Origin of the sequence: Streptomyces sp. APSN-46.1 (assembly GCF_022815725.1) — a bacterium.
Lineage (GTDB): Bacteria > Actinomycetota > Actinomycetes > Streptomycetales > Streptomycetaceae > Streptomyces.
The window spans coordinates 1,424,485-1,440,282 of record NZ_JALGRF010000001.1; the positions used below are offsets into that span (position 1 = coordinate 1,424,485).

At 70.7% G+C, this 15,798-nt stretch carries 12 protein-coding genes; 4 read left to right on the forward strand and 8 right to left on the reverse strand.

The features are described from left to right. Positions 1-26: 26 nt before the first annotated feature. Positions 27-1,472, reverse strand: coding sequence for a hypothetical protein (locus MTF65_RS06410; protein WP_243627200.1), 1,446 nt, complete (start codon positions 1,470-1,472; stop codon positions 27-29). Between the two features lie 229 nt (positions 1,473-1,701). Between MTF65_RS06410 and MTF65_RS06415 the strand changes: the two genes are divergently transcribed. From MTF65_RS06415 to MTF65_RS06425, 3 genes are all read left to right on the forward strand, one after another. Next, positions 1,702-3,117, forward strand: coding sequence for a family 2B encapsulin nanocompartment shell protein (locus MTF65_RS06415; RefSeq protein WP_243627201.1), 1,416 nt, complete (start codon positions 1,702-1,704; stop codon positions 3,115-3,117). A gap of 13 nt (positions 3,118-3,130) precedes the next feature. Continuing rightward, positions 3,131-5,380, forward strand: coding sequence for a terpene synthase family protein (locus tag MTF65_RS06420; protein ID WP_243627202.1), 2,250 nt, complete (start codon positions 3,131-3,133; stop codon positions 5,378-5,380). A 136-nt stretch (positions 5,381-5,516) separates the two neighbouring features. After that, the gene (locus MTF65_RS06425; RefSeq protein ID WP_243627203.1) at positions 5,517-5,987 is read left to right on the forward strand and encodes a hypothetical protein; all 471 of its coding nucleotides are present in this window, start codon (positions 5,517-5,519) and stop codon (positions 5,985-5,987) included. A 111-nt stretch (positions 5,988-6,098) separates the two neighbouring features. On the opposite strand, the gene MTF65_RS06430 is transcribed toward MTF65_RS06425, so the two are convergent. The 3 genes from MTF65_RS06430 to MTF65_RS06440 form a co-directional block, all read right to left on the reverse strand. Continuing rightward, complete coding sequence (locus tag MTF65_RS06430) at positions 6,099-8,318, reverse strand: NADP-dependent isocitrate dehydrogenase (RefSeq protein ID WP_243627204.1); 2,220 nt, start codon at positions 8,316-8,318, stop codon at positions 6,099-6,101. Positions 8,319-8,520: 202 nt separating this feature from the next. Next, positions 8,521-8,874: a DUF805 domain-containing protein gene (locus MTF65_RS06435; RefSeq protein ID WP_243627205.1), complete on the reverse strand. Its 354-nt coding sequence runs from the start codon at positions 8,872-8,874 to the stop codon at positions 8,521-8,523. A 312-nt stretch (positions 8,875-9,186) separates the two neighbouring features. Next, the gene (locus MTF65_RS06440) at positions 9,187-10,005 is read right to left on the reverse strand and encodes a chitosanase (protein ID WP_243627350.1); all 819 of its coding nucleotides are present in this window, start codon (positions 10,003-10,005) and stop codon (positions 9,187-9,189) included. Between the two features lie 497 nt (positions 10,006-10,502). On the opposite strand from MTF65_RS06440, the gene MTF65_RS06445 reads away from it, so the two are divergent. Next, on the forward strand, positions 10,503-12,506 hold the full coding sequence (locus MTF65_RS06445) for a transposase (RefSeq protein ID WP_243627206.1): 2,004 nt from the start codon (positions 10,503-10,505) through the stop codon (positions 12,504-12,506). 15 nt (positions 12,507-12,521) lie between these two features. Here MTF65_RS06445 and corA read toward each other — a convergent pair whose 3' ends face one another. From corA to MTF65_RS06465, 4 genes are all read right to left on the reverse strand, one after another. Next, on the reverse strand, positions 12,522-13,604 hold the full coding sequence (gene corA, locus MTF65_RS06450; RefSeq protein WP_243627207.1) for a magnesium/cobalt transporter CorA: 1,083 nt from the start codon (positions 13,602-13,604) through the stop codon (positions 12,522-12,524). Positions 13,605-13,766: 162 nt separating this feature from the next. After that, complete coding sequence (locus MTF65_RS06455; protein ID WP_243627351.1) at positions 13,767-14,309, reverse strand: DM13 domain-containing protein; 543 nt, start codon at positions 14,307-14,309, stop codon at positions 13,767-13,769. 114 nt (positions 14,310-14,423) lie between these two features. Further along, a complete protein-coding gene (locus tag MTF65_RS06460; protein WP_243627208.1) occupies positions 14,424-14,816 on the reverse strand; it encodes a molybdopterin-binding protein in 393 nt (130 codons plus the stop codon). A 9-nt stretch (positions 14,817-14,825) separates the two neighbouring features. Then, the gene (locus MTF65_RS06465; RefSeq protein ID WP_243627209.1) at positions 14,826-15,725 is read right to left on the reverse strand and encodes a LysR family transcriptional regulator; all 900 of its coding nucleotides are present in this window, start codon (positions 15,723-15,725) and stop codon (positions 14,826-14,828) included. Positions 15,726-15,798 lie beyond the last annotated feature (73 nt).

Sequence of the window (15,798 nt, forward strand, 5' to 3'; positions counted from 1 at the left end):
TGAACCTCTGCACGCATGTACGACCCTCAGGACACCCCGGCCCGCTCCAGCAGCGGTCGTACCACCCCGCTCGCGCGCACCGCCCGCAGTCGGCCCCGCATCCGCCGCAGCGCATCGGCCACCCGCGCCGACTCCAACTGCGGGACGGTGTCAAGCAGTTCGTGCCATGCCGCGCAGGCCCGCTCCAGGTGCCCGCGCTGGAGGTGGAGTTCCGCGAGCCGGGCCGCCGTGATCGCCCGGGCCCTGCGCTCGGCGGGCGGCCGGTGCCGCAGCGAGGAGGTGAGTGCGGCGACGGCGCCCTTGATGTCCCCGAGCGCGGCCAGGGCCTCCGCCTGCTGGTGGGCGAGCGCCGCCCGGTGGTAGTCCCCGATGGGCGCGGACTGTCCCCCGGCCCGCTCCAGCATCCGTTCCGCGCCGGTCAGATGCGCCAGTGCCGCGCGCCGGTCGCCGCAGGCGGCCTCGGCGACCGCCAGCTGTCCGGTGACGAACGCCGCCTGCACGTCCGGGAGCCGGGGCGCCTCGCGGGCCGCCGCCTCGGCCAGCTCCAGGGCCTGTTTGCGGTGGCCCAGGTGGTGCGCCTGCACGCTCATCCCCCGTAGCGCGGGCGCGTGGCACCGCGGGTCCCCCGCCTCCCGGCCGAGCCGCAGCGCCGCCCGGTAGTAGGCCTGGGCCATCCCCTGCTGGTTACTGTCGAAGCACAGGAACCCGGCCGTGTAGGCGAGCCGGGAGGTGCTGCCGAGCAGCCGGTGGCGTACCGAGGGCGACGCGTCGGCCCGCAGCCAGGGGGCGACGGTGGTGGTGAGGTAGGCGATCAGGGCAGGGCGGGCGTGTCCGCTGCCGAACATCATGTCGGCGTTGCGGAAGACGGGCAGGACCGCGTCGGCGGCCTCCACGTGGTGCGGGCCGATCCGGTCCCGGCCCCCCTGGCCGGCGGACGTCGGCGGCGGAGGCGTCTCCAGCCCCGGCACCAGCCCCGATACCGGTCCCGGCTCCGGCCCCGGCTCCGGCCCCGGCCCGGGCGGCCGCCAGGCGGAGGAGTAGACGGGTATCTCGCCGAGCAGCCCGGCCCCCAGGTCGGGCCGCGCCCCGGCCTCCGGCGAGGCCGCGGCGAAAGCGTCCACGCCCGGCGGTTCGCCACCGGGGCTGTCCCGCGTCCCGGGTCCGGAGTGCCGGGAGAGTCCGGTCTCGGCGGCGCTGACCCGCCGCCCGGTCCGCCGGCTCAGCGCCTCGGCGGCGAGGGCGACGACGTGGGCCGGCGGACGGGTGCCCGCGAGCCAGTGGGAAACGGAGGTCCGGTCGTAGCGGAGGGTGAGGCCGGCTTCGGCGGCCACGCCGTTCACGGCGCGGGCGAAGTCCTGGCCGCTCCAGCGAGCGTTGGCGAGGAGAGTGCGCAGTCGTCCGTTGGGTTCACGCTTGGCGATGAGAACCACCCATCTCGTACAGGTGTCCAGCGTTTCAACACGGTTGGACATTCAACAGGGAGGGGCCGGAACGGATGTACCGGGTGAGGCCGCCCTGCCCCTAACTAAGACGTGTGCACACGGGGGCACACGGTCACACCGCGTATCCGGTGGCGTGCGGGAGCACGGCAGATCACTCGGGAGCGGTAGCTCCCCTTCCGATCACCCCCGTACGCGACCCCCTCTGGGCCCGCCGCGGAGGCACTGCCCCTCAGGAAGACTGACCGAGAGGAAGACCTTCATGTCCGTCGACCCGGCCGCCACCGAAGAGAGCGCCGCCGCGCGCCTGACCGCCACCGCCCGGCAGAGCCTCAGCACCGAGGCCGCCCGGAATCTGGCGACGACCACCAAGTCCGCCCCGCAGATGCAGGGCATCAGCTCGCGCTGGCTGCTGCGGATCCTGCCCTGGGTGCAGACCGGCGGCGGCACGTACCGCGTCAACCGCACCGTGAGCTACACCCTCGGCGACGGGCGCATCAGCTTCGTGAAGACCGGCACCGAACTCCGCGTCATCCCGGCCATGCTGCGCGAGCTCGGCATGCTGCGGCACTTCCCCGACGACGCGGTGGTCGCGTCGATCGCCGACCGGTTCGTCAAGGAGGAGTTCCGCAAGGGCGACGTCATCGTCCGGCAGGGCGAGCCCGTAGACAAGATCTACCTCATCGCCCACGGCCGCATCGAGCGGATCGGTACCAGCGCCTACGGGGAGGAGGCCAGCCTCGACGTCCTCAGCGACGGCGACCACTTCGGCCACCACCCCCTGCCCGACTCCCGCTGGGAGTTCACCGCCCGGGCCCAGACCGACGTGGTGACGATGACCTACAACCGCGGCGACTGGGACGCCTCCCTGAACGCCTCACCCGCCCTGCGCCGGCACGCCGAGGCCTACCTGGAGGCCGAACGCGTCGGCCGCAAGGGCAGCGACGCCGTGGACCTGTCCTCCGGCCACGTCGGCGAGCCGTTCCTGCCCGGCACGTACGTGGACTACGACCTGAGCCCGCGCGAGTACGAGCTCAGCGTCGCCCAGACCGTGCTGCGGGTGCACACCCGCGTCGCCGACCTCTACAACCACCCGATGAACCAGTCCGAGCAGCAACTGCGCCTGACCATCGAGGCCTTGAAGGAGCGCCAGGAGAGCGAGCTGATCAACAATCCCGAGTTCGGGCTGCTGCACAACGCCGACTACGAGCAGCGGATCTACCCCCGCACCGGCCCGCCCACCCCCGACGACCTGGACGAACTCCTCAGCCGGCGGCGCGGATCGCAGTACTTCCTGGCCCATCCGCGCACCATCGCCGCCTTCGGCCGGGAGTGCAGCAGGCGCGGCCTGTACCCGGACAGCGTCGACTTCCAGGGGCACAAGGTGCCCTCGTGGCGCGGGATCCCGCTGCTGCCCTGCAACAAGATCCCGGTGACGAAGGAGCGGACCAGCTCGATCCTGGTCCTGCGGACCGGCGAGGACAACGAGGGGGTCATCGGCCTGCACCCGACCGGCCTGCCGGACGAGTACCAGCCGGGCCTGTCGGTCCGGTTCATGAACATCAGCGAGCAGGCGATCATCTCCTACCTGGTGACCGCCTACTACTCGGCGGCGATCCTGGTTCCGGAGGCCGTCGGGGTGCTGGAGAACGTAGAGATCTCCCGCTTCGAGGACTGAGGGCGGCCGGACCATGAGCACCGAACAACGGCAACAGCAGGACAAACCGGTCCGCCAACAGCCCTTCGAGCTGCCCGAGTTCTACGTCCCGCACCCCGCCCGCCTCAATCCACACCTGGAGGAGGCCCGGGCCCACGCCCGCGCGTGGGCCCGCGACCTCGGAATGCTGGAGGGTTCGGGGGTGTGGGACCTCGCCGACCTGGAGGCGCACGACTACGCCCTGCTCTGCGCGTACACCCACCCCGAGTGCGACGGGCCGATGCTCTCCCTGGTCACGGACTGGTACGTGTGGGTGTTCTTCTTCGACGACTGGTTCCTGGAGGTCTTCAAACGCTCCGGGGACCGGGCCGCCGGGCGGGAAGCGCTGGAGCGCCTCGCCCTCTTCATGCCCGAGGACCCGGAAGCGTCGGTACCGCGGCCGGCGAACCCGGTGGAGGCCGGGCTCGCCGACCTGTGGACCCGTACCGTCCCCGGACATTCGGCGGACTGGATCACCCGCTTCTCGCGCAGCACCCGCAACCTGCTGACGGAGTCGCTGTGGGAGCTCGACAACATCAGCATCGGCCGCGTCGCCAATCCGGTCGAGTACGTGGAGCAGCGCCGCAAGGTCGGCGGAGCACCCTGGTCGGCCGGGATCATCGAACACGCGACCGGCGCCGAGGTGCCCGCCGCCGTCTCCGCCGAGCGGCCGCTGCGCGTCCTGCGCGACTGCTTCTCCGACGCGGTGCACTTGCGCAACGACCTGTTCTCGTACGAGCGCGAGGTGGGCGAGGAGGGCGAACTCAGCAACGGGGTCCTGGTGCTGGAGACGTTCTTCGGCTGCACCACCCAGGAGGCCGCGGACCGGCTGAACGATCTCCTCACCTCCCGGCTCCAGCAGTTCGAGCACACCTTCTTCGCCGAACTGCCCCCGATGATCGCGGAGGCGGGCCTGGACCCGGCCGAGGTCCTGGCGGTGCTCACGTACACCCGCGGGCTCCAGGACTGGCAGTCCGGCGGCCACGAATGGCACATGCGCTCCAGCCGCTACATGAACGGCCGCGTCGACGGCGAGGAGCGCGCCGAGGCGCCGCGGTGGCTGCCCGGCGGCCCCTCGGGGCTGGGCACGGCGGCGCTCTGCGTCAAGGCACTGCTCGGCCTTCCCGGGGGCGGCCAGCGCACGCGCCGGCACCGCCACGTCCCGCGCCCGGTGGGCCCGTCGGTGATCCCGGAGTTCTACCTTCCGTACTCGGTCCCCCTCAATCCGCACCTGCCCGGCGCCCGGGCCCGGCTCCTCGCGTGGAACCGCGAGATGGGGTTCTTCGACGAGGGCTACTGGTGGGAGGCGAAGGCCGCCGGATACGACTTCGCGCTGTGCTCGGCCGGCATCGACCCCGAGTCCTCGGCGCAGGCCCTGGACATCAGCGCGGCCTGGCTGAGCTGGGGCACGTACGCCGACGACCTGTACCCGCGCCGTTTCGGGGCCATCGGCGATCTGGCCGGGGCGGCCGCGCAGAGGGCACGGCTGCGCTCCTTCATGCCGCTGGACCTGGCGCCGCCGCCCTCGGCTCCGGCGAACGCCATGGAACGCGGCCTGGCCGACCTGTGGCGGCGCACGGTCACCCCGATGTCCGAGGGCCAGCGGCGGATGTTCCGTACCGCGATGGACCGGGTGCTGGACAGCTGGCACTGGGAGCTGGAGAACCAGGCCGCCCGCCGGGTACCGGACCCGGTCGACTACCTGGAGATGCGGAGGGTGACCTTCGGCTCGCCCATGACCATCGCCCTGGGCCGGATGACGCACCTGGACGTCGTCCCGCCGGAGGTCTACGAGAGCGCGGCCGTGCAGTCCCTGGAGGCGGCCGCCTTCGACTACTCGGCGCTGATGAACGACGTGTACTCGTACCAGAAGGAGGTGGAGTACGAGGCCGAGGCGCACAACATGGTGGTGGTCACGGAGACCTTCTTCGACTGCGACTACCCGACCGCGCTCGGCGTGGTGAACGACCTGATGACCTCGCGGATGAAGCAGTTCGAGCACGTGCTGGAGAAGGAGTTCCCGGTGATGTACGCGGACCACGGACTGGACGCGGCGGCCCGGGCCGCGCTGGACCGGTACGCCGAGGAACTGAAGCGGTGGATGGCCGCGATCGCCGGCTGGCACGAGAAGACGCGGCGGTACCGGGAGGAGGACCTGAAGTGGCACCACGCGGGCCGGTCGACGACACCGCCGCCGCTGCCCGGCCTCCTTCCCACGGCACCGCACCGGCCCGCCTGGGCCTGACCGGGTCGCGGCGGGGGTCCATTTCCACGGAATCCGACATTCCCCTGGCCTCACACCAGAACTGACGCATAATCAGCGACACGCGGCTTGAAACAACCCTGTGCCGTGCCTTGGTCACGCATGCAATGGGGGCATCGTGCCGATGAGGGAACCCGGCGGCGCACCCGGCGGCGCGAGAACGCTGCCGACGACGTCCACCGAGCTGTCCCGGCTGCTCACCGCCGTCCGCCGGGGCCGGGTGCTGACCGTGACCGCCGGTTTCCGCGCGCCGCGGAGCGTGCTGGTCCGGGAGATCGCGCACCGCATCTCGTCCAACTTCTGCGACGGCACGGCGGTCGTCGCCCTGGAGCACCACACCGGCTTGCGCGAGCTCGTGGCCGCGCTGGGCCGCGGGCCGGGGATGCCGTTCCCGGTGTGCGGGACGGCGCGTGCCGCGTCGTGGCTCGCGGAGCGGGACATGCTGCTCGTCCTGGACGACAGCGGTCATCTGGACGCCGAGGCACTCGACTGGCTGCGGGCTCTGCTCACGTTCGCGCCCGGGGTGCGGATCCTGGCCGCCGGGCGCCATCCGCTGGCCGTCGGCCAGGGCCGGGTCCACCGGCTCTGACGCCGTGCCGCCTGTTTTCGACCCGGATACGGGTCCGCCCCGGCCGGGCGCGATGCCGGCCGGGGCGGAACTCGTACTGCTGCCTACGCGTACCGCTGCCTACCGCTGGGGTCAGCCCAGGGTCGCGATCGCCTGGTTGAACGTCGCGGACGGACGCATGACCGCCGAGGCCTTGGCGGCGTCGGGGAGGTAGTAGCCGCCGATGTCGGCCGGGGAGCCCTGGACGGCGATGAGCTCGCCGACGATGGTCTGCTCCTGCTCGGCCAGCGTCTTGGCGAGGCCCGAGAAGGCGGCCGCCAGCTCGGCGTCGTCGGTCTGCTTGGCCAGCTCCTGCGCCCAGTACATGGCGAGGTAGAAGTGGCTGCCGCGGTTGTCGATGCCACCGACACGGCGGGTCGGCGACTTGTCCTCGTTGAGGAAGGTGCCGGTCGCGCGGTCCAGGGTGTCGGCCAGCACCTGGGCGCGAGCGTTGCCGGTGGTGGTCGCGAGGTGCTCGAAGCTGGCCGCGAGCGCGAAGAACTCGCCGAGGCTGTCCCAGCGCAGGTAGTTCTCCTTGACCAGCTGCTGGACGTGCTTCGGGGCGGAGCCGCCGGCGCCCGTCTCGAAGAGGCCGCCGCCGTTCATCAGCGGGACGACCGACAGCATCTTGGCGCTGGTGCCCAGCTCCAGGATCGGGAAGAGGTCGGTCAGGTAGTCGCGCAGCACGTTGCCGGTCACCGAGATGGTGTCCTCGCCGCGGCGGATGCGCTCCAGGGAGTACGCGGTGGCCTCGACCGGGGAGAGGATCTCGATGGTCAGACCCTCGGTGTCGTGGTCGGCGAGGTACGTCTTGACCTTGGCGATCAGCTGCGCGTCGTGCGCGCGGCCCTCGTCCAGCCAGAAGACGGCCGGGACGCCGGTGGCGCGGGCGCGGGTGACGGCGAGCTTGACCCAGTCGCGGATCGGCAGGTCCTTGGCCTGGCAGGCGCGGAAGATGTCACCGGCGGCGACCTCCTGCTCCAGGACCACGTTGCCCTTGGTGTCGACGAGGCGGACGGTGCCCGCGGCGGCGATCTCGAAGGTCTTGTCGTGGCTGCCGTACTCCTCGGCCGCCTGCGCCATGAGGCCGACGTTCGACACCGAGCCCATGGTGGACGGGTCGAACGCGCCGTGGGCGCGGCAGTCGTCGATGACGACCTGGTAGACACCGGCGTAGCTGCTGTCCGGCAGGACGGCGAGGGTGTCGGCCTCCTGGCCGTCCGGGCCCCACATGTGGCCGGAGGTGCGGATCATGGCCGGCATCGACGCGTCGACGATGACGTCGGACGGCACGTGCAGGTTGGTGATGCCCTTGTCGGAGTCGACCATCGCGAGGGCCGGGCCCTCGGCGATCTCGGCGTCGAGGGAGGCCTTGATCTCGGCGCCCTGGGGCAGCGCGGCGAGGCCGTTCAGGATGCCGCCGAGGCCGTTGTTCGGGGACAGGCCGGCGGCGGCGAGGGTCTCGCCGTAGCGCGCGAAGGTCTTCGGGAAGAAGGCGCGGACCACGTGGCCGAAGATGATCGGGTCGGAGACCTTCATCATCGTGGCCTTGAGGTGCACGGAGAAGAGCACGCCCTCGGCCTTGGCGCGGGCGATCTGCTCGGCGAGGAAGGTGTTCAGGGCGGCGGCGCGCAGCACGGCCGCGTCCACGACCTCACCGGCGAGGACCGGTACGGACTCGCGCAGCACGGTGGTGGCGCCGTCGGCGGCGACGTGCTCGATGCGCAGCGTGCTGGCCTCGGAGATCACGGCGGACTTCTCGGTGGAGCGGAAGTCGTCGGCGCCCATGGTGGCGACGTTCGTCTTCGACTCGGGAACCCAGGCGCCCATGCGGTGCGGGTGGGCCTTGGCGTAGTTCTTGACCGAGGCGGGGGCGCGGCGGTCGGAGTTGCCCTCGCGCAGGACCGGGTTGACGGCGCTGCCCTTGATCTTGTCGTAGCGGGCGCGGATCTCGCGCTCCTCGTCGGACTTCGGGTCGTCCGGGTAGTCCGGGAGGGCGTAGCCCTGGCCCTGGAGCTCGGCGATCGCGGCCTTCAGCTGCGGGATCGAAGCCGAGACGTTGGGCAGCTTGATGATGTTGGCCTCGGGCGTCTTCGCCAGCTCACCGAGCTCGTGGAGGGCGTCGGCGATCCGCTGGCTCTCCTCCAGGTACTCCGGGAAGCTGGCGATGATCCGACCGGCCAGGGAGATGTCACGGGTCTCGACATTCACACCGGCCGTCGACGCGTACGCCTGGATCACAGGCAGGAACGAATACGTCGCGAGGGCCGGGGCCTCGTCAGTGTGCGTGTAGATGATGGTCGAGTCAGTCACCGGATGCTCCGCTCCACAGTCTGCGTCTCTCGTCTGCAACATTGCTCGACATCAAGATATCTCGTGATCGGGCAGGTCTGGACAGCCCCCTGCCCGAGTCTCGGCGAGACCCGCGTCACGCGGGCCCCGGAACGGCGAAAGCGCCGCCCACGGCTGTTCCCAGCCGGGGCGGCGCTCAGGCAGTTCAGGCATGCACGCCAGGTCAGGCGTGGATGGCCTTGGGGTCCGGGCCGTACTCGTTCGGCTGCTGCTGACCCGCGGTGGCCGTCAGGACGAGCAGCCAGATGCCGCCGATGAACGGGACGAGGGAGATGAAGTACCACCAGCCGGACTTGCCGAGGTCGTGCAGACGGCGGACGGTGACCGCCAGGCTCGGCAGGAAGACGGCGAGGACGTAGATGCCGACGAGCAGCGGGCCGGTGCTCAGCACGGCGTCGAGGATCGCGAGGACGATGATGATGCCCACGTTGAAGAGGGTGTACATCCAGTACTCCTGGCGGCGGGCGCGGCCGGAGAAGGTGGCGTACTTCTTCAGAACGTCGGTGTAGTGGTTCACGAGTCCCCCCAGAGGACGGTAGTTCGGGCCCGTCCTGCTGGAGCAAGCCGGGGCAGAACTTATGCCCCCCTTACGTCGCGGTCAAGCCAGATCCCAGGCAGGCAAATCGGCCGCACGACAAGATTTCCGGCATCGAATATGCGTCCACGGAGCACGGGAGTGGCGTCGTGTCCCCGGAAGTCCGAAACATCCGCGCCCCACACCTACTTGACACCCCGGGAGCCGTCTCGATCGTTACCCACATCGTTACCGCACCGCGACACCGCGGCCCGGGTCGGGGAGGAGGGGGCCGGCCCGGGCCGCGGTGGGGCGTCAGCCGATGTGGAAGGAGTCCCCGTAGACCTTCCAGTCGAGCGGGGTGTTGAGGTTCAGGTTCCCCTTCTTCAGGAAGACGCGCTGGGCGGTGTCGACGCGGCTGGTGTCGCTGTGCGCCTCCTCCTGCCTCATCGCCCAGACCCGGGCGTCGAGGAAGGCGTTCAGCCAGGCCGTCTCGCTGCCGCCCCGGGCCGGGGGCTTGGCCTTGGACAGGGCGCGCTTGCGGATGTTGCGGAAGCTGGTGGAGTCGGTGCCGTCACCGTGCATGACGATGGCGTCGTAGTAGATGAACTGGCCGAGCACGCCGACCCCGTCGGCCTTGCCCTGCTTGACGGCGGGGTTGAAGTAGACCCGGTCGCGCTCGTGGTCCTGGGCCTTCTTGAACTCGCTGTCCTGGGCGGCCTTCGCCCAGTCCTTGGTGAAGTTCGGGTCGAGCCCGGCGTGCGAGTCGCTGCCGTCCACCTCGCGGAGGGCTGGAAGGTACTTGGCGAGGACGTTGCCCGGCTTGACCTGCGTGTAGTACTCGACGAGGTCGAGCATGTCGCCGGTGCCGGAACAGAAGCCGATGATGCCGGCCGTGTAGCCGCGGCCGTCGCCTATGTCCTCGATGTACTTGTACTGCGCCTTCCAGTCGAGCGAGGAGTTCTCGGCGCTGGAGACGATCCGCATGGCGATGTCCTTCTTCGCCGGGTCGTCGAGCCCGACGGCGGCGACCGCCGCTGCCGCCGCGGTGGGGGCGGTGGCGGGGGCCGCCGTCGCGTGCGCCGCGACCGGGGCGGCGAGGAGCACCGTTCCGAGTAAGGCGCCGATCGCCATGGTCTTGCGCTGGGAGGTGAACACAGGGCCTCCATACGGGGGTTGAGGTCCGATTCCGTTAGGAAACTTTCCTACCAGATATCCGGAGCGCGGAACACCCCTCTCCCCGCCGGAACGAGTCACTAAGACTTGATCCGTAATTCAGACGGTGCCGATCTCGAGGTTGTGGAGCTCGGCGATCGACGGTGTGAGGCGAGGGCGGCCGGGGGTACCCGGTGTCCAGCAGAGCGCCCACGGCCGCCCGCGGCGGGGCAGAAAGGGCGGCGACGCGGGCGACCAGGGTGAGGAGCGCTTTGACCGGCAGTCCGGTCCAGTACGGCAAGGAACTTTGCCGCAGGCTGGTGACGTTGACCTTCGACACGGGATAGGCGAATTAATCCCCGGGCTTGGGGCGGCTTCGCTCCCTCCACTGAGGACCGACCTATCGAGTCTTCGGAAGCTGACCTCACGAAATGATGTACCGTAAGTGAGGTAATCGCGACAGGGGGTGACGAAGAGTGCGGGCTGACCAGGCGCGGAAGTTCCGGGGGAAGAACAAGGCCCCGAAGTGGACCAAGCCCGACGACGGGATCGTTTCGATCATGGTGCTGCCGTTGGCCGTCACCGATCCCGCCGACCTCGCCCGGCTGGAGAAGCTGTACGGCGCGATGTGGTCGATCAAGCGCGCCGTGCAGCGCGATGCCCGCGCCAAGGTCGATGCCTACTGGGCCGCGAAGTGTGAGCGCGACCGCGACAGCGGAAAGGCAGTGCGGCAGCGCCTCGGCCTGTCCCGCGAAGGGTTGGAGCGGTGCGCGTACAAGCACCTTGAAGGCTCTGGGCACTTGAAGCATCACGCCTCCAAGGCCCTGGCCATGCACATGGCTGACGAGGTGTGGAACGGCGTGCAGCGGCACCTGTTCCCCGACGCCACCGGCACCCGGTTCGGACGGCCGAAGACCGGCCGCTGGCACGACTTCATCCGGATTCCGGGCCGCGCCCGCTCCCACACGACCGAGAACAAGTGGGAGACCTTCCGCCTGGTCGGCACCCTGACCGGCCATGCCATGGCCTACACCGACGGCGGTCAGCAGGCGTTGACGCAGCCGCACCGGATGCCGAAGCCGACCGTGCCGGCCGGCCGGGTGCCCACGGGCAAGCTCACCACTGCGGGCAAGCCCGGCATGCGCAAGGCCACGTGGTGGGACCACACCGGCCCGCTCGCCGTGGTGTTCGCCGGAGGACCCGACGGCAACCGGGGTGACCTCGTTCTCCCCGTTCGCATTCCGCAGCGGCCCGGCCAGTGGGCGCGGGTGCGGCACTTCCTGTCCAACCCGCTGGCCTGGCACAAGGTGGACCTGGTACGGCGCCGGAAGGCGTCCGCGCCGGGCGGCTGGGTGTACGAGGCGCACATGATGGTCCTCGGCCCCGGCTACACTGCCCCCGCCGTCCGGGCCATGCGCGACCGCGCCGCCCAGCTCGACCGGATCGGCGGGGTGGACGGCAACGTCTCCAACCTGTCGATCGTCTCCTTCCCCGCCGGCCTCACCACCGGCGCGCCCGTGTCCACCGAGATCAGGCTCACCGACGCCGAGCAGCGGTTGTTGGAGAAGCAGGCGAAGAAGCGGCGGGGCCGGGCGCGGGCGCTGGAGCGCTCACGGCGGGCGACGAACGCCCATCAGTACGGGCTGTCGAAGAAGCAGAGCGCACGCGCCTCCAGGCGTGCCGAGAACGGGCTCAAGCCCAAGGCGGTGACGGTGCCCGGTGGTGCCCGCGACGCCCGGTCGGATGGGGTACCGAAGCAGGAATACCGGCGCGACACCCTGTCGAACCGGTACCGCGAGCAGCGGGCCCGCCAGGGCGAACACGCCGCCGGCATCGCCGAGCACCGCAGGCGCCGCGCCCGCTTGGTCGCCCGTGAGATTATCGCCGCCCACGGCCCCGTGCTCGTAGTCGAGGACTGCGACATCCGTACCTGGTACCGGCTGTGGGGCAAGCGGCTCTCCCAGACCACACCGGGGATGCTGATCTCCGCCCTCAAGGTGGAGTGCGAAGCCGCCGGGGGCAAGCTCGTACGGGCCTCCACCTGGTCAACGGCCCTGTCCCAGCACTGCCTGTGCGGCGAGCGGGTACGCAAGACGCTGCGGGACCGGGAGCACAAGTGCCTCGCCTGCGGGCTCGTCGGCAAGCGGGACCTCGTGTCCGCCGCGCTGGCCGCGTTCGTCCGCTTCGAAGATGTGGACGACCCGAAGTCCGCGTACCTGGACACCACAGCGTCCGGGCACGCACAGATCACCTATGCACATGCGCTGGAAGAAGCGCTGCGGGAGTCAACCACACCGAGCCCGAAACCGCCCCGGCGGCCGGGACGCGTGGCAGTCCCACGGCAACACCGTGAGACCTCTGCTCCCCGAACCGCCGGACAGCGGAACCGAGCGACCCCGGATGAGACACGCCCCGCGCGTGACCACGCCGGAAAGCCCGGACACCGCCCCGGCCGCAGTCCACAGCTCACCCTCTGGTGAATTGCGGATCAAGTCTTAGAGCCAGCCGTTGCGCCGGAAGCCCCGGTGGATGATGAAGCAGGCGACGGCCATGACGCCGACGACGGCCGGGTACCCGTAAGTCCAGTGCAGTTCGGGCATGTTGTCGAAGTTCATGCCGTAGACCCCGCAGACCATGGTCGGCACGGCGACGATCGCCGCCCACGCCGTGATCTTGCGCATGTCCTCGTTCTGCGCGACGGTCACTTGCGCGAGGTGCGCCTGCAGGATGGAGTCGAGGAGCGCATCGTAGGAGTTGATCTGCTCGGTGGCGCGCGTGAGATGGTCCGAGACGTCGCGGAAGTACGTACGGATCTCCGGCGGGATGACCGGTATCGGCTGCGTGGCGAGCTGCTGGAGCGGACGGCTCAGCGGGGCCACCGCCCGGCGGAGTTCGAGGAGTTCCCGCTTGAGCTGGTAGATCCGGCCGGCGTCGCCGCGTCCCCCGTGCTCGCTGAACACGGCGGTCTCGACGGCGTCTATGTCGTTCTGCACGGCGTCCGTGACGGCCACGTAGTCGTCCACGACGTGGTCGGCCATCGCGTGCAGTACGGCGGCCGGCCCCTTGGCCAGCTGCTCCGGCGAGGCTTCGAGTTCCTCCCGGACCGGGCCGAGCGTGCCCCGGCCGCCGTGCCGGATCGTGATGACGAAGTCCTCGCCGGTGAAGGCCATCAGCTCGCCGGTCTCGACGACTTCGCTGGTCGCCGTCAGCTCCTCGTGTTCGACGTAGCGGACGGTCTTGAAGACGGCGAACAGGGTGTCGTCGTAGCGCTCCACCTTGGGACGCTGGTGCGCGTTGACCGCGTCCTCGACGGCGAGGGGGTGCAGGCCGAACAGCGCGGCAAGCCCGGCGAGCTCCTGCTGCGAAGGCTCGTGGAGGCCGATCCAGACGAACCCGTCGCCCGTCTTGCGCACCCGCCGCAGCGCTTCCTCGACCTCGGCACAGCCGTCCTGCCGTACGCCGCCCTGGTAGACCACGCAGTTGACCACCGCGCTGCCGAGCGGGGAGCGGGCCGGGTGGCTGAGGTCGACGGCCCGCCGGTAGCCGCGGCTCACGGCCCGGCGGAGGTTATTGAACATGGACAACGCGGTATTCCCTTCGGCGGATCACCGGCCAGTCTGCCACCGCCGTCGATCCGCCCACGCCAACCGGGAGCGCCGTCCCTGAACCGCACGGACGGCCCGGGCGAAGAACGCCACTCCGGCGCTCGGACCAATCCACGAAGACCGCCCGGACAGGGCCTACGCGTGCGACGCGAGCGGAGCCGCCCCGAAGGACACGTCGAAGCGGTCGCACCAGATGGCGACGCTGGTGTACTCGGACAGGTTCAGCCCGGCCGGGATCTCGTAGTTCTGGTCGCCCTTGTTGCCCTTGAGCTTGCCCAGGCTGACGTACTTGCCGTCGTCGAAGACGCGCCAGCCGTCCACCCCCTCCTTGACCGGGGCGTCGGTCAGCCACACCCGCAGGTCGGGGCCGTTGCTGGTGTCGAGGTTCTCCAGGCGCAGGGTGTACGAGCCGTCGCCGAGGCGGATCACCTTCGCGGTGCCGGTGGTGGTGTGCTCATGGCTGATCAACGCCCCCTCGGCCACGGTGCGGGGCTGCGCCGCCGAGGGCACGGCCGAGGGCGCGGCGGCTCCGGTCGCCGACGGGCCCGGCAGGGCCTCCCGTACGGTCGCGTTCTCCCACAGCTTCCACGGCTGGAACCAGTACAGCCCGGCCCCGAACGCGACCACGCCCACCCCGAGGAGCACCCATCGCCATCTGCCTCGCACCACTACGACCATCCCCTTCGACCCGATGCCGCCGGCAGCGCCGGCGCGTCCTTCCATCCAACCGCCTGCGGCCGCCGCGCCACACCCCCGGCCCGATGACGAAACCCTTACGTCGCTGCCGGCGGTTCAGGGCCGGTCGACGAAAACGCTGGTCGACTTCACCCGCGCCGTGGCCCGCGCACCCACTTCGAGCCCGAGCTCCTCCACCGCCTCGCGCGTCAGCAACGACACGATGCGGTGCGGGCCGGCCTGGATCTCGACCTGGGCGGCGACCGTGCCGAGCTTGACGGCGGTGACGATGCCGGGAAAGGCATTGCGCGCCGAGGTGTACGGGGCCTCCTCGCCGTCCGCGCCCTCCTGCGCGGCCTGCACGCAGAACGCCGCCAGGTCGGGCCCGTCGACCATCCGCCGGGTGCCTTCCCTGCGGGTGGGGAAGCGCTCCGCGTCGGCCCAGCGCCGGGCCGTGTCGACGCTCACACCAAGCAGCCGCGCCGCCTGACCGATCGTGTAGGACTCCATGGCGGCAGCCTAGACGTCGCGGGCGGCCGACTTGAGGGCTTCGACGGCGGCCCGGATCGAGGGCCGGCGGTCGGCGTCCGCGCGCCAGACGGCGTACACGTGGCGGCGGACCGCGTCGCACACCGGCAGCAACCGGACCCCGGCGGGCACCGGGCCGCGTCCGAGCCGGGGCGTCACGCACACCCCGAGCCCGGCCTCCACGAAGGCCAGTTGGGTGTGGTGCTCCTCGGCGATGTGCGCGATGCGCGGCTCGATTCCGGTACCGCGCAGGGTGTAGACCAGCCACTCATGGCAGAACTGGCCCTCCTTCCACGAGATCCAGTCGTCCTCGGCGAACTCGGCGAGGGAGATCCGGTCGCGGCCGGCCAGCCGGTGCCCGGCCGGTACCGCGATCTCGCAGGAGTCGTCGAGCAGATGCGTGCGCGTGAGCTCGGTCGGCACCGGCATCCGCTTGTTGTGCCAGTCGATGGCGAGGGCGAGGTCGAGGTCCCCGCGCACGACCGCCGCCATGCTCTCCTCAGGCTCCTGCTCGCGTACCAGGGGCCGCAGTTCCGGGTGCCCGGCGCGCAGCGCGGTCAGCGCCTGGGGCAGCAGTCCGCGCATGGCGGTCGGGAACGCCCCGATCCGCAGCTCGCCGACCGCGCAGCCCCGCTGGGCCTCCACATCGGCCTGGGCCAGCTCCACCTGGGAGATGATCCGGGCCGCGTGATCGGCGAGGAGCCGCCCGGCGTCCGTGAGCCGGACCCCGCGCCCGTTCTTAGCGAGCAGCGGCTGGCCGACCTCGCGCTCCAGTTTGGCCATCTGCTGGGACACGGCGGAGGTGGTGACGTGGAGTCCGTCGGCCGCGCCGCTGACCGAGCCGTGGCGTGCGAGGGCGTCGAGGGTGCGCAGCCTCTCCAAGTTCAACATGTAAGCGATGCTACGCCGTCTTCGCCAAAAAATCTCGCTTGTCCTACGAGGTTGAGCGGAGCAGAGTGCTCCT

What these genes read in the sequence shown, in the direction of transcription:
- MTF65_RS06410 (WP_243627200.1), bottom strand. Translation starts at nt 1,472, where the DNA reads ATGTCCAACCGTGTTGAAACGCTGGACACCTGTACGAGATGGGTGGTT.
- MTF65_RS06415 (WP_243627201.1), top strand. Translation starts at nt 1,702, where the DNA reads ATGTCCGTCGACCCGGCCGCCACCGAAGAGAGCGCCGCCGCGCGCCTG.
- MTF65_RS06420 (WP_243627202.1), top strand. Translation starts at nt 3,131, where the DNA reads ATGAGCACCGAACAACGGCAACAGCAGGACAAACCGGTCCGCCAACAG.
- MTF65_RS06440 (WP_243627350.1), bottom strand. Translation starts at nt 10,005, where the DNA reads ATGGCGATCGGCGCCTTACTCGGAACGGTGCTCCTCGCCGCCCCGGTC.
- corA (WP_243627207.1), bottom strand. Translation starts at nt 13,604, where the DNA reads ATGTTCAATAACCTCCGCCGGGCCGTGAGCCGCGGCTACCGGCGGGCC.
- MTF65_RS06455 (WP_243627351.1), bottom strand. Translation starts at nt 14,309, where the DNA reads ATGGTCGTAGTGGTGCGAGGCAGATGGCGATGGGTGCTCCTCGGGGTG.
- MTF65_RS06460 (WP_243627208.1), bottom strand. Translation starts at nt 14,816, where the DNA reads ATGGAGTCCTACACGATCGGTCAGGCGGCGCGGCTGCTTGGTGTGAGC.
- MTF65_RS06465 (WP_243627209.1), bottom strand. Translation starts at nt 15,725, where the DNA reads ATGTTGAACTTGGAGAGGCTGCGCACCCTCGACGCCCTCGCACGCCAC.